Source organism: Bartonella sp. HY761, from assembly GCF_026743145.1.
Taxonomy (GTDB): Bacteria; Pseudomonadota; Alphaproteobacteria; order Rhizobiales; family Rhizobiaceae; genus HY038.
In genome coordinates, this window is the sequence record NZ_CP104887.1 from 624,184 (window position 1) to 643,411 (window position 19,228).

The following is a 19,228-nucleotide window of genomic DNA, read 5'->3' on the forward strand; positions in this document are numbered from 1 at the left end:
AATTAGTATCAAGGTTTCTAGATTATAACATTTGTTGCGAGATAAATTTGTAAAAGTGAAAGGTAATTGGAGTGATTGCTGATCGCTTATTGCAATAATTCTTCTATTTGTATTGATGCTATTTTTTAATTTTGTTTAAGATTTAAAAAATTGCACATATTTTGCCCTTGGTTGCATTCCGCTTTGTGGATATTGTCGGGGGGAAAGCAGGAAAAAATGACATCAGATCAAAATAATAATTCGCCATCTTCTATCTATCAAACCAAACCCAAGAAAAAGTCATTTTTGGCTCAGCCAGTATTTTGGCTTATTCTACTAGTGCTTATTCTTATTGGTATTGCTGGATTTTTGGTTGCCGATAAATTGAGTGGCTCAACCACACCACAAGCACCAGCTGCAACCGAGCCGCAAACAGGCAATGCAACAAATATGATTAATAATGAATTTGCCAAACAAGCCCAGGAAATTGGTGCCAAAAAATGTGCAGCGCTTTTCTCTAATCTGGGTGATGCAGTTATTAGCGGTTCAACTTATGATGCAATTTATACAGGTAGCCAACAGGGCGCTGATGAAAATCCAATTGGCGCGTTGATCGGACAGGTGTATACATCTACTAATGGCCGTGGTACAGGCGTTGTTTTTGCTGCTCCAACACCTAATGGCTGTGCTGGTGTTTTGACACGGACAATTTTGCAAATGCAATCATGTGGTGAAATTGCACAGCAATTACCCGCAGGTAGTGAACGCCTTAAGGATTTGACTGCAACTGCAGTATTCAAACTACCCAATAATTTTAATGTAATGCTTATGCCTGCATCCGAAACGAGCTGTGTCATTGTTACTTCGCTTAATTTAACTGATAAAAAATAGATTGGCAATTTACATATATGATTGCTATTTTTAAAAAGTAAGTAGGTTTTTACATCCAGCGTTTGTGTTGGCATTTAAAATTTTTCTTTTAAAAATTATATTTATTGAAAAGGCTCCTTTTTTCAAGAGGGGCCTTTTTTCGTTTAAGAGTTCAATTAAAATTTTTGCGAAAACATTTCCTGCTTGCTAAGATGTAGTGGTTTTCAAATAGGCCATTGAAAAAATTGTCGATATTCGCACCGTGCCGGAATCTCCCATTTAAACCGGTACATCCTATTTAAATATGTAAAATCTTAATCGCATTATTTAATATCCATAAAATCTTGTTATGGAAGCCCCCACTTTTTACACCTTATCAAAGCTTTAGGGTGAAGTATTTTTCTTCATTTTAGTGTCCAATTTTGTTGGCGATTTAGTCTTTTAAATTGCTAGTTAAAATAGTGTTATAAGTTTCTTAAAAAAAATGGAACCAAATGTCTTTGTAGACGTTCATTTGTTATTAAATCAAAAAAATCGGTCGTAAATAAATGATTTAGTTAATTATAATTAAGTCGTTAATAAATTAGATTTTAATCAAAATATATTCTTTTTAAAATATTTGTTTAATTTAAATAAAGTTAAGGTTATATTTGAAAAATAATTCGTTTTCAGTAGATTATAATTTAGTTATTTAAAAATTTGCGTTTTTTTTGATTTAATACTTTGTTGTTGAAATGCGATAAATGTTATGCGGTTACAATTATTGGCGCTTTGATCATAGAAATGGATGTTATCATGAGAAATTCCACAAACATTAAATTGAAAAAATTGGCATCTAGTGCTTCTGCGGTCAAGCTTAACAATAGTTATTTCCCTCGGTTTGATATAAAGAAAGCTGCTGCTGCATTGTTGTCTGCCGGTGTTTGTTTCACATCATTTCAGGTTGGAACTGCACAGGCTGCTATTGCAATATCAGATAGTGGTATAGCTGCAAGTTCGCCCCCACAAACACGACCTGGTTCTAGCGGTGGTGGTGGCGCTAATACAAGTAACACAGGTATCGCTATGGTGGGTGACGGTGATTGCTCTATTTTTGCTGGTGATACTGTTTATTCTGGCGTTTATGGTACGGATGCGAGTACCTATTTGGGCGGAATGTATGGCTTTGGTTCTCAATCGGTTAGCCGAGACTATGCCGACCCTTCGAACGCGGCAGCTAATTCAGGTATAATTAGTTATCAAAGCGCGGAGCAATCATTTGGCAATGTAACTTTCCATGGTTTTGCAAATAGCGCACAAGTTAATAATAAAACCAATGCATATGGCGTTAACTCTTTTGCCGTTGGTTGTAATTCCAAAGCTCTAGGCGTGTCTTCAACCGCTATTGGTATGAATGTACAAGCTAATGGTACAGCAAGTATTGCGATGGGGCAGAGCTCGGTAGCAAATGCGGGCGGCACGATCGCGCTTGGTTTGTCGGCACAGGCATTGGACACTGATGCTCTTGCTTTGGGTACCTTATCTTATGCGTCAGTAAAAAACGCGATTGCTATTGGTTCCAACGCGCAAGCTACAGGTATTAATGCGACAGCATTGGGTTCTACCGCCAACGGCAGTTCCGATGCTGGGGTAATTGCTAGCGGTGCAGGTGCAGTAGCACTTGGCGGCAATGCAACGAAGGGCGCATCTGCAACTGGAGATGATGCTATTGCCATAGCAGGTGAATCAAGTGCAGCTGGCACTTCGGCGTTAGCCATTGGCAGAGGATCTTCTGCGTCAAAAAATCTATCTATAGCAATTGGTGATGGTGCTCAAAGTTCAATCGTCGGTGGCGTTGCTCTTGGGGCAAATTCTATCGCTTCGATTGATGCTGGCGTATCAGGTTTTGATCCTTTCAGCAACGCAGCATCTACAACGACTGGTGGTACTTGGGTTAGTACCACAGGTTCAGTCAGTGTTGGCAGTGGTTCAACCATAACAAGACAAATTACTGGTCTTGCAGCAGGTACTAATGATACTGATGCAGTTAATATCGCACAGCTCAAACAAATGCGTGCTTATGCTGCCCAAGGATGGAACATATCCGTTGGTGGCGGTGATGCAAGCAATGTTGGCCTTGGAAGCCAAGTTGATTTTAGTGCTGGAAGTTCTGGTAATTTATTGGTTACAAAAGGAACAGACAACAACAATATCAGCTTTGAACTAGCAGAAAATATTGATGTAAGCAGTGTTAAAGCCGGTAATTCTTTATTGAATACGAATGGTCTTGCAATCACTGTTGGTGATGGCTCAACAGCCCTTACCGCAACTGGTCTTACAATTGCTGATGGTCCAAGTGTGACAACATCAGGTATTAATGCTGCAGCTAAGAAAGTAACTAATCTTGCTGATGCAACCTTATCAGAAACTTCAACAGATGCAGTAACTGGTAAGCAATTAAATGAAACCAATACCAATTTGGCAACGACGAATACTAATCTTGATACAACCAATGCAAATTTGGCAACGACCAATAGCAATGTAACTGCGCTTAATAGCAAGGTTAATGACCATGCTACAAATATTAACGCAGCACTTGGTAGTGGTGATATTACAGATGGTACAGCGCCAAGCTTTAGCATTCAAGGCGTTGTAAAGAACAGCGTTGCTGCTGCATTATCTGCAGCTGATAGCGCAATCACAACCAATAAGGATAATATTGCAACCAACACCACCAATATTGCAACAAATTCTACTGATATTGCTAGCCTTCAAGCCAATGCTTTACAATATAGCGGCGGTGTATTTTCGGCGACCCGTAACGGTTCAGCTCAAAAAATTACTGGCGTTGCCAATGGTACTGCTGATAGTGACGCGGTAAATTATGGTCAGTTAAGTGATGCAATCAGCGGCGCTTCTTGGAGCCTTTCCGTTGGTGGTGAAAATTCTACCAAGATTGGTAATGGTGCAACCGTTGATTTTAGTGCTGGAAGTTCTGGTAATTTGTTGGTTACAAAAGGAACAGACAACAACAATATCAGCTTTGAACTTGCAGAAAATATTGATGTAAGCAGTGTTAAAGCCGGTAATTCTTTATTGAATACGAATGGTCTTGCAATCACTGTTGGTGATGGCTCAACAGCCCTTACCGCAACTGGTCTTACAATTGCTGATGGTCCAAGTGTGACAACATCAGGTATTAATGCTGCAGCTAAGAAAGTAACTAATCTTGCTGATGCAACCTTATCAGAAACTTCAACAGATGCAGTAACTGGTAAGCAATTGAATGAAACCAATACAAATTTGGCAACGACGAATACTAATCTTGATACAACCAATGCAAATTTGGCAACGACCAATAGCAATGTAACTGCGCTTAATAGCAAGGTTAATGACCATGCTACAAATATTAACGCAGCACTTGGTAGTGGTGATATTACAGATGGTACAGCGCCAAGCTTTAGCATTCAAGGCGTTGTAAAGAACAGCGTTGCTGCTGCATTATCTGCAGCTGATAGCGCAATCACAACCAATAAGGATAATATTGCAACCAACACCACCAATATTGCAACAAATTCTACTGATATTGCTAGCCTTCAAGCCAATGCTTTACAATATAGCGGCGGTGTATTTTCGGCGACCCGTAACGGTTCAGCTCAAAAAATTACTGGCGTTGCCAATGGTACTGCTGATAGTGACGCGGTAAATTATGGTCAGTTAAGTGATGCAATCAGCGGCGCTTCTTGGAGCCTTTCCGTTGGTGGTGAAAATTCTACCAAGATTGGTAATGGTGCAACCGTTGATTTTAGTGCTGGAAGTTCTGGTAATTTGTTGGTTACAAAAGGAACAGACAACAACAATATCAGCTTTGAACTTGCAGAAAATATTGATGTAAGCAGTGTTAAAGCCGGTAATTCTTTATTGAATACGAATGGTCTTGCAATCACTGTTGGTGATGGCTCAACAGCCCTTACCGCAACTGGTCTTACAATTGCTGATGGTCCAAGTGTGACAACATCAGGTATTAATGCTGCAGCTAAGAAAGTAACTAATCTTGCTGATGCAACCTTATCAGAAACTTCAACAGATGCAGTAACTGGTAAGCAATTGAATGAAACCAATACAAATTTGGCAACGACGAATACTAATCTTGATACAACCAATGCAAATTTGGCAACGACCAATAGCAATGTAACTGCGCTTAATAGCAAGGTTAATGACCATGCTACAAATATTAACGCAGCACTTGGTAGTGGTGATATTACAGATGGTACAGCGCCAAGCTTTAGCATTCAAGGCGTTGTAAAGAACAGCGTTGCTGCTGCATTATCTGCAGCTGATAGCGCAATCACAACCAATAAGGATAATATTGCAACCAACACCACCAATATTGCAACAAATTCTACTGATATTGCTAGCCTTCAAGCCAATGCTTTACAATATAGCGGCGGTGTATTTTCGGCGACCCGTAACGGTTCAGCTCAAAAAATTACTGGCGTTGCCAATGGTACTGCTGATAGTGACGCGGTAAATTATGGTCAGTTAAGTGATGCAATCAGCGGCGCTTCTTGGAGCCTTTCCGTTGGTGGTGAAAATTCTACCAAGATTGGTAATGGTGCAACCGTTGATTTTAGTGCTGGAAGTTCTGGTAATTTGTTGGTTACAAAAGGAACAGACAACAACAATATCAGCTTTGAACTTGCAGAAAATATTGATGTAAGCAGTGTTAAAGCCGGTAATTCTTTATTGAATACGAATGGTCTTGCAATCACTGTTGGTGATGGCTCAACAGCCCTTACCGCAACTGGTCTTACAATTGCTGATGGTCCAAGTGTGACAACATCAGGTATTAATGCTGCGAGTAAGAAAGTAACTAATCTTGCTGATGCAACCTTATCAGAAACTTCAACAGATGCAGTAACTGGTAAGCAATTAAACGAAACCAATACCAATTTGGCAACGACGAATACTAATCTTGATACAACCAATGCAAATTTGGCAACGACCAATAGCAATGTAACTGCGCTTAATAGCAAGGTTAATGACCATGCTACAAATATTAACGCTGCACTTGGCAGTGGTGATATTACAGATGGTACAGCGCCAAGCTTTAGCATTCAAGGGACAGCTTATGACAATGTAAGTTCAGCTTTTAGCGGTGTTGATACAAGTTTAAATGCAATTAAAGGGCAGATTAATAGTATAGACACAGATGCACTTAAATGGGATACGACGATAAATGCGTTTAATGCTTCTCGCAATAATGACAATGGTGAAGCAACAGCTAGTAAAATCACCAATGTTGCGGCAGGCGATATAAGCGCAACTTCAACTGATGTTATCAATGGTTCGCAATTATATTCGACCAATGAGAGTATAAACTCAGTTGCGAACCTTACGTCAAGTGCACTTGGTGGTGGTGCTGATCTTGCCAATGGTGTGTTGCCAAGCTTTCAGATTTCAACCATCGTTGCTAATGATGCGCGGATGTTGCGTTCTGGTTCATTAGTTTCTACTTATGATAGTGTTGACAGTGCATTAACTCAGTTGGATACCAACATTAATGTTGTAAATGATAAGGTGGAAGCAGTTAGTAGCAATGTAAGCAATCTTAGTTCCAATGCATTGCTTTGGGATGATACAGCAGGTGCTTTTAACGCAGGCCGTACAGTTGATGGTGAAGTAACCAAGAGTAAAATAACGAATATTGCAGATGGGTCATTGGAAGAAAATTCTAGTGATGCAGTAACTGGTGGACAACTTTACTCATCAAATAGTCAGATAGCAAGTTTCCTAGGTGCTGGTGCAGCCTTTGTTAATGGTACTTGGACCGCCCCTAATTTTTTGATTAGTCAAATTGATACAAGCGGCAATAAGACCACCGCAAATTATGGAAATGTTGGTGATGCCCTTACTGGCGTTAGCAGTAGTATTGATAATGTTAACCAACGTGTCAGTGATGTGCAAAGCCAAATAGATAATATGGGTCCAGATGAGGATGCCTTGCGTTATGACGAAAGTGCTGGAGGTTATGATGCCGGATCCAAGAATAACCAACCAAATAAGATTGTTAATGTAGAAAATGGTACAATCGCTCAAAACTCAAAAGATGCAGTAAATGGTGGACAGCTTTGGGATACTAATCAAAGGATTGACCAAATTCAAAGTAACGTCAATGATGTGGCAACTAATGCTGTAACCTATGATAAGGACGAAAATGGTAATAAAACCAATTCAATTAGTCTGAAAGGAGCTGATGCCAGTAAGCCAGTTGTTATAAATAATGTGGCAGATGGCAAGATTGAGAAAGATTCAAAGCAGGCGGTAAATGGTGGTCAGCTTTATGATTATACCAAGGAGCAAATGCAAGTCACACTTAATGACTCCAAAGCTTATACAGATCAGAGAATTGAAAGCATGACTCAGAATTCGGTTGAACAAGCTAATTATTATACCGATGCTAAGTTTAATCAGCTCAATGGTAGTATTAATGATGTTCGTAAAGAAGCACGACAAGCTGCCGCTATCGGACTTGCAGCCTCTAGCTTACGTTTTGATTCAACCCCTGGCAAGATAAGTATTGCAGCTGGTGGTGGCTTCTGGAAGAGTGAAGGTGCTTTTGCAGTAGGTGCTGGCTATACATCTGAAACAGGTAAAGTACGTGCTAATGTTACAGCTACATCTGCCGGTGGTGATTTTGGTGTTGGTGCCGGTGTTAGCTTCACGTTGAATTAACCGGGAACTGCATAAATAAACCCTTGCCATATTGCGCTTAAATGTAGTTTGGCAAGGGCATAATGCATTAATTATTTTTGATGACAAAACATATATAATAAATTGGGCTATTGGGTAAATTAACCGATAGCTTTTTTTAAAAATTTAATTAAGATGTGCTTGCAATGAGCACTTTTTATTCAAAACTATTCATCACTTTTGCTAAAGACATTATTCTTGTAGTTGTATATTTTGATTTGCTTTCTTTTGTAATGGCTTTACCACATTGATCAAAATTTCGGCAAATTGTTCATATTCCTTATCGCGAGGACTGCGTTCTCGCCAAAATAATGAAATGTCACGTTTAGGATGGCTATGTTTGAAGTTTAAAATTTTCAAATTTTTTAAATTGCTATCATCGATACAAGCAATTTGTGGAATAAGCGTTACGCCAAAATCATTAGCAACTAATTGCAATAGCGTGGTAAGACTGGTTGCACCATATTCTTGTAAATAATTATTGGCGCTGCAAATATCGAGCGCTTGATCACGTAAACAATGGCCTTCTTCAAGTAAAAGTAATTGTGTAATATCTATATCATCGACATTATCTACGCCGTTATTGTAACGCTGCTCTTGTTTCGAGGTGCCAAGGTAAAACGGGTCAGAAAATAAGTGTTTAGATTTTACAGCATCTATAGGAAAAGGTTCGGCAGCCAGTGCTAAATCTAAATTGCCGATAGCTAATTCACTTGCTAATGTCGTTGTTTTCGCTTCATGTAATTCTAATGAAAGATTGGGGTAGTTTTGTTTGATTACAGGTAAAAGGCTAGGTAAGAGATAAGGAGCAAGAGTGGGAATAATGCCAATACGTAAAATCCCATGAAAGGGACCGCGATACAGCGACGACATTTCATCAAGAGTTTTCACTTGCTTCAATATAGAACGAATAATCGGCAAAAAGTCACGTCCAGTAGTCGTTAATATAACGCCTTTTGGCATACGCTCAAAAAGGGGTAGGCCAATTGCTTTTTCCATTTCGGCAATTTGTACTGATAATGCTGGTTGTGATACTCCAACTTTATCAGCAGCGGCGCCAAAATGCCGAATTGTGGCTAAAGCTTCAAAATAGCGCATTTGTCTTATAGTAAACATAAATAATTCCCGACTGAATAGAATTTATTTATATGCAAAATATTATAAAATTAAATAAATTATTGATTTAATTAGAAATTACATTAAATAAATTTTCTTTTTTATGCCTAATTTAGAAAGTATATTTAATTTTTAATTTTTTTATTAATCAAGATTCCTAATTAAATTAAACTAATTCCACTTTTACAAAGAAATATAAAGCATATACTGGTTTTTGATTGTTTTGTCCGCTTTGGCAGTCTTACAATTTATTAGCTTAATTTTAAATACTCAAGCGCTTGATTAATGTTAAATTAATTAGTTTTCCGGCAAAATAATTTTTATTTGAATAATTTTTAATTTGGCAACTCAATTTGCGCCTTTAAATTAAATGTATCATTCTTTCACTAAAGGTTGTAGCTGAAAACTTGATTAAAATTCTCCTAAAAAAGGGTGGTTTTGTACAAAAAGAGTTATGTAAAGAGATATTTCACGCTTTACATAGGGTATCAGAATGGGTTTAGTAGGTTTGCTATTGTAAGGTTTCGGTTGGAAATATTATAAGCCATAAATGTGGCATCTTTGTCAGTAATATTTCATATATTGGCGCACTATGTAAACCCTAATTGGAAAGGATAATGCCAACATGAAGGTTTTGGTCTGTGTGAAGCGTGTCGTTGATTATAATGTTAAAGTTCGCGTAAAAAGTGACGGTTCAGGTGTTGACCTTGCCAATGTTAAAATGTCGATGAATCCCTTTGATGAAATTGCAGTAGAAGAAGCGATCCGCCAAAAGGAAGCCGGGAATTTTAATGAAGTGGTTTTGGTGTCTGTCGGGCCGCAAGCTGCCCAAGATGTTTTGCGTACTGGTCTTGCTATGGGGGCAGATCGCGCCATTTTGGTTAAAACCGATAATGTTGTTGAACCATTAAATGTAGCTAAAGCGGTAAAGGCCGTAACTCAAAATGAAAAGCCTGATATGGTTTTTCTTGGCAAACAAGCAATTGATGATGATAGCAATCAAACCGGTCAAATGCTTGCTGCATTATTGGCATGGCCGCAAGCAACCTTTGCTTCAAAATTGGAAATGGCTGGTGATAAGGCAATTGTTAGCCGCGAAGTTGATAGCGGTATTGAAACAATTGCAGTGACGCTGCCCGCCGTTTTAACGGTCGATCTTCGTTTGAATGAGCCGCGCTATGCTTCCCTTCCTAATATTATGAAGGCGAAGAAAAAGACAATTGATGAATTGAGTCTTGAAGAACTTGGTGTTAATGCAAGCCCACGTCTAAGCGTTTTAAAAGTTGAAGAGCCGCAGGGGCGCAAAGCAGGTATTAAGGTTACAAGCGCTGAAGAGTTGGTAGCTAAACTTAAAAATGAAGCCGGAATTTTTTAAGGAAGGGATGAAAATGGCAATTCTTATTTTAGCTGAACATGATAATGTAAACCTTTCCGAACAAACGGCAAAGACATTGCTTGCAGCGCAAAAAATCGGTGGAGATATTGATATTTTAATTGCGGGGCATAATGTTGGTAATATTGCCGCTGCTGCTGCAAAGCTATCTGGGGTTAGAGCTGTATTGGTAGGGGATGCTCCCCATCTTGAGCACCAATTGGCAGAGCCTGTTGCCGATCTCATGCTATCACGCAGTAATTTTTATGATTATTTGCTAAGTCCTGCAACATCTCGGGGTAAAAATATATTGCCGCGCGTTGCCGCCCTGCTTGATGTGATGCAGATTTCAGACATTGTAGAAGTGGTTGATAACAACACATTTAAGCGCCCCATCTATGCTGGTAACGCTATTGAGACGGTAAAAAGCAGTGAGGATAAAAAGGTTATCACTGTGCGCACAACGGCGTTTAGTGGTGCTGTAGAAGAAAACGGTAATGCCAGAATTGAAGCCGTTGGCGTACCGGAAGATAAAGGCTTATCGCAGTTTATCAAGGCTGATGTTACTGCCAATGAGCGGCCTGAACTCACCTCTGCGAAAGTGATTGTATCAGGTGGACGTGCCTTTGGTTCAGAAAAACATTTCATGCAGCTTTTATTGCCGCTTGCTGATAAATTAGGCGCTGCGATTGGTGCAAGTCGTGCGGCGGTTGATGCAGGCTATGCCCCTAATGATTGGCAGGTTGGCCAAACTGGTAAGGTGGTTGCGCCAGCACTTTATATTGCCATTGGCATTTCTGGCGCAATTCAGCATTTGGCTGGCATGAAAGATTCAGGCATTATTGTTGCTATTAACAAGGACGAAGAAGCACCGATCATGCAAATTGCTGACTATGCTTTAGTGGGCGATTTATTTGATATTGTACCAAAGCTAAACGACTTGTTTTAATTCTTGGTGGACTATTTAAAAATAAGGGGCATCTTTAGGCGTATTATTCGGCTATTGATGCCTTTTTTCCACTATTGAGCGCTTTTCAACAATGGTTTTTAACCATTGTTGAAAAGCAATAAGTGGTGGGTGGTTTGCCTGCTTTTCTGGCCAAACCAACCAATAGCTGCCTAAACCGTCAATATTAGGCTTTAATATAGGTATAAGCTGACCACTTTCCATTGCGCCATGGGCTAAATATTGCGGTAAAAGTGCAACGCCAAGACCAGCCATTGCTGCTTTCATCATTGGTTCAAAATGATCAAAAATCATTGCGGTTTTAAAACTTGGTGGTTGGCCGCCTTGGTGTGTAAACCAGTTTTCCCAAGCCTTGGGGCGGGTTTCTAATTGCAATAATGCTAGCCCTTCCATATCTTTGATAGTTTTAATTGGTTTTTCATTTAAAAGCGCTGTTGAAATATAAGCCGTTAATTTTTCCTCAAATAATTTCATATGATTGGCATTGTGCCAATCAGGCTCACCGAAGTGGATGGCTGCATCAAAATTTTCCTTGTCAAAATTAAAGTGTTTTAATCTTGTGGCAAGTTTAACAAAAATTTGCGGATGTGCTTTATTGAAATTGGCGAGGCGTGGCACAAGCCAATCACTACTAAAAGCCGGTAAAACCGAAAGTGACAGCGTGTCGCTATGGCTTGTTAACTGTACACTAGCATTTTCAATAAGGTTTAAAGCCTTGGCAATGTGGTCGGCATAGGTGAGTGCATCTTTGGTTGCGACGAGTTTTTGTAATCGGCGATGGAAAAGTTGTTGTCCTAATTGCGTTTCAAGGTTTTGTACCAAACGGCTTACCGTGCTTTGCGTCAGGTTAAGCGCACGCGCTGCGGCCGCAGTTGAGCCGGTTTTTAAAACCGCTTCAAACGCAGTTAATTGGCTGATTGATGGCATTAATCGGCGTGAGCGCATGTTCCCCTATGCATTTTATACATTACCTTAAAGTAAAATAGCGTTATCATTATCAAAGTGCAATGCTTATCTTAAAGACAGAAAAAGTTGGGATATTAGGAGGAATAAAATGTCTAGTGGATTGGCTTCCCATTCACCCAAGGGGGTTGCATTTAATTGGCAGGATCCATTTTTTTTAAATGATCAGCTTAGCGATGAAGAACGGATGATTAAGGAAACGGCTGCCGCTTTTGCGAAGGCGGAATTATTGCCGCGCATTGAAGAAGCTTATCTTGATGAGGAAACAGATCCACAATTATTTAAAAAAATGGGGCAGGCGGGGCTGCTTGGTGTCACCTTGCCAGAAAAATATGGGGCAGCGAATGCAGGCTATGTCGCTTATGGTCTTGTTGCAAGAGAAGTAGAGCGAATTGATTCAGGGTATCGCTCGATGATGAGTGTCCAATCGTCCTTGGTAATTTACCCGATTTATGCCTTTGGCTCAGAAGTGCAGCGTGATAAATATTTGCCCGGTCTTGTTGCTGGTGATCTCATTGGTTGTTTTGGTTTGACTGAACCTGATGCTGGTTCTGATCCAAGTGGCATGACCACAAGGGCTGAAAAAATAGACGGTGGCTATCGGCTGCATGGCACAAAAATGTGGATTTCCAATGCCCCTATTGCTGATGTTTTTGTGGTTTGGGCAAAATCTGCCGCCCATAATAATGCTATTTGCGGCTTTATTCTTGAAAAGGGCATGAAAGGTCTTAGCGCCCCTAAAATTAGCGGCAAATTATCTTTGCGTGCATCAATCACTGGTGAAATAGTGATGGATGGGGTTGAAGTGGGCGATGATGCAATGCTGCCCAATGTGCAGGGCTTAAGTGGGCCTTTTGGCTGCTTGAACCGCGCGCGCTATGGTATTTCATGGGGGACAATGGGGGCGGCAGAAGATTGCTGGCTTCGTGCACGGCAATATGGCTTAGAGCGTATTCAGTTCAAACGACCGCTTGCCGCCAATCAGCTTTACCAAAAAAAGCTTGCCGATATGCAAACAGAAATTGCCCTTGGTTTGCAGGCATCACTAAGGGTTGGGCGGTTAATGAATGAAGGTAAAATGGCGCCTGAAATGATTTCGATTATCAAGCGCAATAATGCGGGCAAGGCTTTGGATATTGCGCGCCAAGCGCGTGATATGCATGGTGGCAATGGTATTCAGATCGAATATCATGTGATGCGTCATGCACAAAATCTTGAAACGGTAAATACCTATGAAGGCACCCATGATATTCATGCTTTAATTTTAGGGCGAGCACAAACAGATATTCAAGCATTTTTTTAAAATTAGGGGGATGCTATGGGAGAGGATAATAAGGCGCCATTAGACGGCATAAGAGTGGTTGAATTGGCACGGGTTTTAGCTGGTCCTTGGATTGGGCAAACCCTTGCTGACCTTGGTGCTTGTGTTATTAAGGTTGAAAGCCTAGAGGGAGATGATACGCGAAAATGGGGGCCGCCCTTTGTTGAACGCCAAAATATAAACGGTGATATCGATAAGACAGCAGCTTATTTTTACTCTGCCAATCGCGGCAAGGAATCTATTTTATGTGATTTTAATGATGATCAGCAATTGGCAAAATTAAAAGAGCTCATAAATGATGCTGATATCCTCGTTGAAAACTTTAAGCATGATGGTCTTAAAAAATATGGGCTGGATCATGCAAGCCTTAGCGTTAACAATCCGCGGCTTATTTATGCTTCTGTAACCGGATTTGGTCAAAACGGCCCACGCGCTAACCAACCAGGCTATGATTTTTTGATCCAAGGCATGAGTGGGATTATGGATTTAACCGGCGATCCCAAAGGTGAGCCGCAAAAAGTTGGTGTGGCATGGATTGATATTTTTACCGGTCTTTATGGTGTGATCGCCATACAAGCGGCTTTATATGAACGGCTAACATCGGGTAAAGGCCAACACATTGATCTTGCATTATTTGATGTTGCAGTGGCAATGTTGGCTAATCAGGCAAGTAACTATCTTTATAGTGGAAAAGTACCCCATCGTTTAGGCAATACTCATCCCAATATCATGCCTTATCAGGTTTTTCCTGCAAAAGACGGCTTTGTTATTATTACTTGCGGCAATGATCGTCAGTTTGCTAGTCTGTGCCAAAGTTTGCAGCTTAATCAATTGGTTGGCGATCCACTTTATGAAAATAATGGTAAAAGATTAGAAAATAGCAAGAAGCTTACCGAAAGCTTAAGCGAAAAGACGGCCCAAAAAACACGGGCTGAACTTATCGATTTAATGGGCAAGGTTGGCGTTCCATGTGGGCCAATCAACACAGTGGAAGACGCAATTAATGATCAGCAAATAAAAGCACGCAATTTAAAAATTGAAGTGGAAGGTTTCCCATTATTGCGTAGCCCTATTATATTTTCGCGTAGTCCCATGGTTTATGAAAAAGCGCCACCTGTTCTTGGTAGCATAAATTGGCAAAGCGCAAAATGGCCAAATGCAGCAACAGTCACCCCAATGTTATGCCGTGAAGAAATTAATAATCTTAAGATCGAATGTAATAAAGAGGAATAAAATGGCGATTAAAACCATAGGTATTATTGGGGCAGGGCAGATGGGTAGCGGTATTGCGCAAACTTTTGCTGCTGTCGATTATTCGGTTTTACTCAACGATTTAAGCGAGGAAAGCCTTAAAGCAGGGATTACAAAAATTGCTGCCACTTATGATCGGCAAATCTCACGCGCTAAAGCAAGCCAAAGCGACAAGGATAAAGCCTTGGCGAATATTACCACGAGTTTAAGTCTTGGTGATATTGGTAGATGTGATCTTATTATCGAAGCAGCTACCGAGCAAGAAGTGATTAAGAAGCAAATTTTTGATAATTTAAAACCCCATGTAAGCGACAAAACCATTATCGCTTCTAATACGTCTTCAATATCGATAACGCGTCTTGCCGGCTATAATCAAAACCCTGCCCAATTTTTGGGTATTCATTTTATGAATCCAGCCCCAGTGATGCAATTGGTTGAAGTTATTCGCGGTATTGCAACTGATGATGATAGTTTTAATGCTGTGCTCGATGTGGTAAATAAAATCGGAAAAGTTGCTATCAAATCGGCAGATTATCCAGCCTTTATCGTCAATCGGATATTAATTCCGATGATTAATGAAGCAATCTATGTTCTTTATGAGAGTGTTGGCAATGTTACCGATATTGATAATGCCATGAAGCTTGGCGCAAACCAGCCGATGGGGCCATTAGAACTTGCTGATTTTATTGGCCTTGATACTTGCCTTGCCATTATGAATGTTTTGTCGCAAGGCTTTGTCGATTCAAAATACCGTCCATGTCCATTATTGGTGAAATATGTTGAAGCAGGGTGGCTAGGGCGTAAGAGCGGCATTGGCTTTTATGATTATCGCAATGGCGAGCCAATCGCTAGTCGTTAAATCATTTTGGCTCAAAACAACATAGTCAATCATAATTCATGTTGTTGATCATTGCCTGTTTTGTGCTTGTGTGTGCTGCGTTTCTTCCATTGTTTATAAATGCAACAAAATATGCGCTGGTTAAAAAAATGTCTTTTTCCCTCTTGCCAAAAGAAAATTCATGACATAAAAACGTTATGTTATTTTATAACATTTAGTTTTTCATAAAATTTTGTTCATGAAAGAGGCTTGGTTTATGTCTGATATTATTTCAAAATGCGTGGGTGCATTTGGTGCAACAGCACTTCTTTTAACTCCAGTTGCTAGTTTTGCAAATAGTGGCGCGCAGCAGGTTGCCGCCGCAGAACATGATCACGCCCATGAACATTCGCACGCCCACGCCCATGATGAAGAGCACGGCCACAGTGATCCAATTTATAAGGGCTATTTTAAAGACGACCAAGTAAAGGCGCGCGAGCTTACCGATTGGGATGGTGATTGGCAGTCCGTTTATCCATATTTAATGGATGGCTCGCTTGAATCTGTTTTAGAAGCTAAAGCAAAAAAAGGTCCGCAAACGATTGAGGAATATCGGGATTATTATAAAACTGGTTATAATACCGATATTAATCGCATTGTCATTGATGGCAGTAAAGTCACTTATTATAAAAACGACAAACCTTATAGCGGCGAATATGCTAGCGATGGTCATGAAATACTCACCTATAAAAAAGGCAATCGTGGTGTAAGGTTCATCTTCAAAAAGATATCTGGCGATGCTGATGCACCACAATTCATCCAATTTAGTGATCATGGTATTTTCCCAGCTAAGGCCGAACATTATCATCTTTACATGGGTAATGACCGCGCTGAATTGCTAAAGGAAATGGACCATTGGCCAACCTATTATCGCTCGTCATTAAATGCCAAGCAAATTGCTGATGAAATGCTTGCCCACTAAAATTGTTAAGCTGATTTAAAAGTTTTCCGATCATGATCATTCCCATGATCGGCGCGCGCCAGAATGTTTATGTATAAGCTCCAATTTATCACACCTATTCTGGCGCGCTTTTTTTGTTTAAAAATTCAATAGTGATAGTTAAACTGCTCTATCAAAAATATTGGCTTTAGGGCCAGGACCTATTAATTAGCATTGGTAAAAAATTTTGATTTTGTTGACGATGTCTTTATATGGGCTCATATAAAACCGACATATATTTAACCGAAATTCTAAACACCAATTGAAATCTCGGTCTGTTAACCAAATGCGGTAAGCATTATTAAAATGCTCTTGAAGTTCCTTCATGATAGCATAGCAATCACCACCAAAGTAATCTTCTTGCAGCTCGCCTAGTTAAATAAACATAGCCATAAATAATTAAGCTTTTTCTTATGTTACTTAACCATTTACCAATATTTTGATCGCGACGTTCGAAAATGATGGGTATAGATTTTTGGCTATTTATATAACTAAATTCCCAAGGAAAATTATTACCCAGTTTTTGATCTAGCTTTTGCTTATCCAATTTGTTTTTAAAAATGCTTAGTTGCTTTTTGGGATACAGATAGCGACACCATCTTTTTCATTTGCAATTATATGTAAGATTTTAAAATACTTTGTTTTTTTATTTGCGCAGTGGTTTTTTGTCTTTATAAGATTAAATAGTTTATTCAATTTAAGACTGCAACGCAAATTTCAATCAAGGCTAAAAATGAAAAAAATTACAATCCTTCTTGGTGGGCAGTTAGAAGTAACGCCGCGATTGATGGGGCAAATTGCTGGGAGTACTGTTATTGCTGCTGATAGTGGTATTCGACATGCTGAAACGTTGGGTGTTGAACCTTTCTTATGGTTAGGTGATTTTGATTCGACCCAAGAAGCAGATATTGCCCGCTATAGCGATATTCGTCGCCAATCCTACCCTGTTGAAAAAGACATGACGGATGGTGAAATTGCCGTTCATGTAGCATTGGCTGAAGGAGCTGATGAGATCATTTTATGTGGGGCTTTTGGTGGTAGCCGTAGCGATCATGCCTTATTGCATATGACCATGGCGGCCGCGTTAGCACAAAAGGGTGTGAAGCTTTTATTGACAAGCGGTGGCGAGGAGGCAACCCCTCTTGCGCCTGGCGATCATGTATTTGATTTGCCTGATGATACGCTGTTTAGCATCATTGCATTTTCGCAAATGTCAGAATTATCTATTCAAGGTGCGCATTGGCAATTGCAAAATGCCCAATTGGATTTTGGCTCTTCGCTTACCTTATCAAATAGGGTGCAAGGTACGCTTTTTGTGTCATTTGAAAACGGTTCTGGCATTCTTATTGCAAATTTGAAAGAATAATTGATTAAATATAGCTTTTAGCAGTCAATCTTTGTAAGATATCACAATTATTCATCACTTGTTCATCAGTTATAGAATAAGTTAACGATAAAGCATGATTTCATGGTAACAAAAAAGTTGACTGATAGGCTATTTATTCTGACTTTTTTTAGCCGTATTATCAACACATGATAGTGAAATCAGATATTGATTTGAGAGAGGTATTTATTATGTTGAAACGTATTTCAGTTATTGCTGTTACCGCAATTATGGGTTTTGCAGCCGTTGGTTGCACCCAACAAGAACAGCGCACAGCTGGTTATGGTGTTGGTGGTGCAGCGCTTGGTGCGCTTGCTGGTGGTGCAATTACTGGTTCTGGTCGCGGTGCCCTTGCAGGTGCTGCTATTGGCGGCGCTGCAGGTACTCTTCTTGGTGTTGCTCAAACACGTAATGGCGTTCAATATTGTAACTATCGCGATGCTTATGGCCGCGTATATCAAGCACCTTGCAACTAATAATCTATAATAGTTGACAATATTAAAGCAGCGTTTGCTCCATGCAACGCTGCTTTTTTATATTTAAATTTGTGATGCATTTGGTTTGATACATTATTCACCCCAATAAAAAACGCTGCTATAGCAAAATAGCAGCGCTTTAAAAATCGATTATTTAGACTAAATAGCTTTATTTAATCACCATAACAGGGCGTTCACTCATCGCCATTACTTCTGATGCTTGGCTACCCAGAATAAGACGGTTAACGCCACGGCGACCATGTGATGCGACAATAATGAGATCGGCATCATGCTCATTAGCTGCATCCACAATACCAGCTGCTGCCAACTGATTTTCCGCATGGATACCTTGCGCTTTTACATTAAATTGATGAGCTTTATTTAAAGCAGATTCAAGAATTCTTTTTGCACTTGATTCCATTTCCTTACGAAAATCTTCAAATGCACCAGGGCTTGATGCCCATTCTGCACCCATAACAATACCGTAAGAAGGCATCATACTGGTGACTGTTACAATAAATAGCTCGCCACCTGTTTTTACAGCCAGTTCAATTGCTGCATCAACGCCTTTTTCAGCAAGCTCTGACCCGTCTGTTGCAACTAAAATTTTCTCATACATTTGCAAAACTCCTTACTTGCTTGCCAATAATGGTCAGATCTTCCGCCTTTAGCATTTTCAATTAATCGTGATGCCTAATTATTCATCATACGAATTTGATAAAAATGCTATTGTAGTTTTTCTGTCCTCACATAATAGATATTGGCATGTTTCATCAAAAAAACAACCAATTTTGCCAAAAATTTCGTATTATTTCGCAGCTTTTAAGATCTTTTTAAACTATTTTTAGAGCTAATCTAATTGAGGGGGCAAATCATTGATTATAATCAATTTGATATTATAGATTTTAATAGTTTTGGGTGAGTTATTTGCTTATATCTATCAAAATATAAATTATGGCAGAAAATTAACAAATATGCAT

The 19,228-nt window shown here is 39.7% G+C and carries 13 protein-coding genes; 10 read left to right on the forward strand and 3 right to left on the reverse strand.

Translation table 11 applies throughout. The annotated features are described in order from the left end of the window. Positions 1-216 precede the first annotated feature (216 nt). Both N6A79_RS02520 and N6A79_RS02525 read left to right on the forward strand, forming a co-directional pair. Positions 217-870 (forward strand): hypothetical protein, encoded by a 654-nt coding sequence (locus tag N6A79_RS02520; RefSeq protein ID WP_182418755.1) that lies wholly within the window; start codon positions 217-219, stop codon positions 868-870. A gap of 774 nt (positions 871-1,644) precedes the next feature. Then, entirely contained in the window at positions 1,645-7,563 is a 5,919-nt protein-coding gene (locus N6A79_RS02525) for a YadA-like family protein (protein WP_268546855.1), read from the forward strand. A gap of 210 nt (positions 7,564-7,773) precedes the next feature. Here the strand turns inward: N6A79_RS02525 and N6A79_RS02530 are convergent, their stop codons facing one another. Continuing rightward, positions 7,774-8,697, reverse strand: coding sequence for a hydrogen peroxide-inducible genes activator (locus N6A79_RS02530; protein ID WP_262079774.1), 924 nt, complete (start codon positions 8,695-8,697; stop codon positions 7,774-7,776). A gap of 625 nt (positions 8,698-9,322) precedes the next feature. Here N6A79_RS02530 and N6A79_RS02535 point away from each other — a divergent pair. Both N6A79_RS02535 and N6A79_RS02540 read left to right on the forward strand, forming a co-directional pair. Continuing rightward, positions 9,323-10,072 (forward strand): electron transfer flavoprotein subunit beta/FixA family protein, encoded by a 750-nt coding sequence (locus N6A79_RS02535; RefSeq protein ID WP_268546856.1) that lies wholly within the window; start codon positions 9,323-9,325, stop codon positions 10,070-10,072. A gap of 13 nt (positions 10,073-10,085) precedes the next feature. Beyond that, entirely contained in the window at positions 10,086-11,018 is a 933-nt protein-coding gene (locus tag N6A79_RS02540) for an electron transfer flavoprotein subunit alpha/FixB family protein (protein WP_268546857.1), read from the forward strand. 51 nt (positions 11,019-11,069) lie between these two features. On the opposite strand, the gene N6A79_RS02545 is transcribed toward N6A79_RS02540, so the two are convergent. Beyond that, on the reverse strand, positions 11,070-11,981 hold the full coding sequence (locus N6A79_RS02545) for a LysR family transcriptional regulator (RefSeq protein ID WP_268546858.1): 912 nt from the start codon (positions 11,979-11,981) through the stop codon (positions 11,070-11,072). 109 nt (positions 11,982-12,090) lie between these two features. Here N6A79_RS02545 and N6A79_RS02550 point away from each other — a divergent pair, with 109 nt between their 5' ends. The 6 genes from N6A79_RS02550 (at position 12,091) to N6A79_RS02575 (ending at position 18,248) form a co-directional block, all read left to right on the forward strand. Beyond that, positions 12,091-13,302, forward strand: coding sequence for an acyl-CoA dehydrogenase (locus N6A79_RS02550; RefSeq protein WP_268546859.1), 1,212 nt, complete (start codon positions 12,091-12,093; stop codon positions 13,300-13,302). A 15-nt stretch (positions 13,303-13,317) separates the two neighbouring features. Then, complete coding sequence (locus tag N6A79_RS02555) at positions 13,318-14,553, forward strand: CaiB/BaiF CoA transferase family protein (RefSeq protein ID WP_268546860.1); 1,236 nt, start codon at positions 13,318-13,320, stop codon at positions 14,551-14,553. A gap of 1 nt (position 14,554) precedes the next feature. Continuing rightward, positions 14,555-15,430 (forward strand): 3-hydroxybutyryl-CoA dehydrogenase, encoded by an 876-nt coding sequence (locus N6A79_RS02560; protein WP_268546861.1) that lies wholly within the window; start codon positions 14,555-14,557, stop codon positions 15,428-15,430. 235 nt (positions 15,431-15,665) lie between these two features. Further along, complete coding sequence (locus N6A79_RS02565; RefSeq protein WP_182418761.1) at positions 15,666-16,370, forward strand: ZinT family metal-binding protein; 705 nt, start codon at positions 15,666-15,668, stop codon at positions 16,368-16,370. A gap of 751 nt (positions 16,371-17,121) precedes the next feature. Beyond that, on the forward strand, positions 17,122-17,754 hold the full coding sequence (locus tag N6A79_RS02570) for a thiamine diphosphokinase (protein ID WP_268546862.1): 633 nt from the start codon (positions 17,122-17,124) through the stop codon (positions 17,752-17,754). 209 nt (positions 17,755-17,963) lie between these two features. Beyond that, a complete protein-coding gene (locus N6A79_RS02575; RefSeq protein ID WP_182418763.1) occupies positions 17,964-18,248 on the forward strand; it encodes a hypothetical protein in 285 nt (94 codons plus the stop codon). Between the two features lie 169 nt (positions 18,249-18,417). On the opposite strand, the gene N6A79_RS02580 is transcribed toward N6A79_RS02575, so the two are convergent. Further along, a complete protein-coding gene (locus tag N6A79_RS02580) occupies positions 18,418-18,867 on the reverse strand; it encodes a universal stress protein (RefSeq protein WP_182418764.1) in 450 nt (149 codons plus the stop codon). Between the last annotated feature and the right edge of the window lie 361 nt (positions 18,868-19,228).

Excerpts from the sequence above, each read along its gene's own strand:
- N6A79_RS02575 (WP_182418763.1), top strand. The coding sequence starts at position 17,964 with ATGTTGAAACGTATTTCAGTTATTGCTGTTACCGCAATTATGGGTTTT.
- N6A79_RS02535 (WP_268546856.1), top strand. The coding sequence starts at position 9,323 with ATGAAGGTTTTGGTCTGTGTGAAGCGTGTCGTTGATTATAATGTTAAA.
- N6A79_RS02550 (WP_268546859.1), top strand. The coding sequence starts at position 12,091 with ATGTCTAGTGGATTGGCTTCCCATTCACCCAAGGGGGTTGCATTTAAT.
- N6A79_RS02540 (WP_268546857.1), top strand. The coding sequence starts at position 10,086 with ATGGCAATTCTTATTTTAGCTGAACATGATAATGTAAACCTTTCCGAA.
- N6A79_RS02570 (WP_268546862.1), top strand. The coding sequence starts at position 17,122 with ATGAAAAAAATTACAATCCTTCTTGGTGGGCAGTTAGAAGTAACGCCG.
- N6A79_RS02520 (WP_182418755.1), top strand. The coding sequence starts at position 217 with ATGACATCAGATCAAAATAATAATTCGCCATCTTCTATCTATCAAACC.
- N6A79_RS02525 (WP_268546855.1), top strand. The coding sequence starts at position 1,645 with ATGAGAAATTCCACAAACATTAAATTGAAAAAATTGGCATCTAGTGCT.
- N6A79_RS02545 (WP_268546858.1), bottom strand. The coding sequence starts at position 11,981 with ATGCGCTCACGCCGATTAATGCCATCAATCAGCCAATTAACTGCGTTT.
- N6A79_RS02530 (WP_262079774.1), bottom strand. The coding sequence starts at position 8,697 with ATGTTTACTATAAGACAAATGCGCTATTTTGAAGCTTTAGCCACAATT.
- N6A79_RS02580 (WP_182418764.1), bottom strand. The coding sequence starts at position 18,867 with ATGTATGAGAAAATTTTAGTTGCAACAGACGGGTCAGAGCTTGCTGAA.
- N6A79_RS02565 (WP_182418761.1), top strand. The coding sequence starts at position 15,666 with ATGTCTGATATTATTTCAAAATGCGTGGGTGCATTTGGTGCAACAGCA.
- N6A79_RS02560 (WP_268546861.1), top strand. The coding sequence starts at position 14,555 with ATGGCGATTAAAACCATAGGTATTATTGGGGCAGGGCAGATGGGTAGC.
- N6A79_RS02555 (WP_268546860.1), top strand. The coding sequence starts at position 13,318 with ATGGGAGAGGATAATAAGGCGCCATTAGACGGCATAAGAGTGGTTGAA.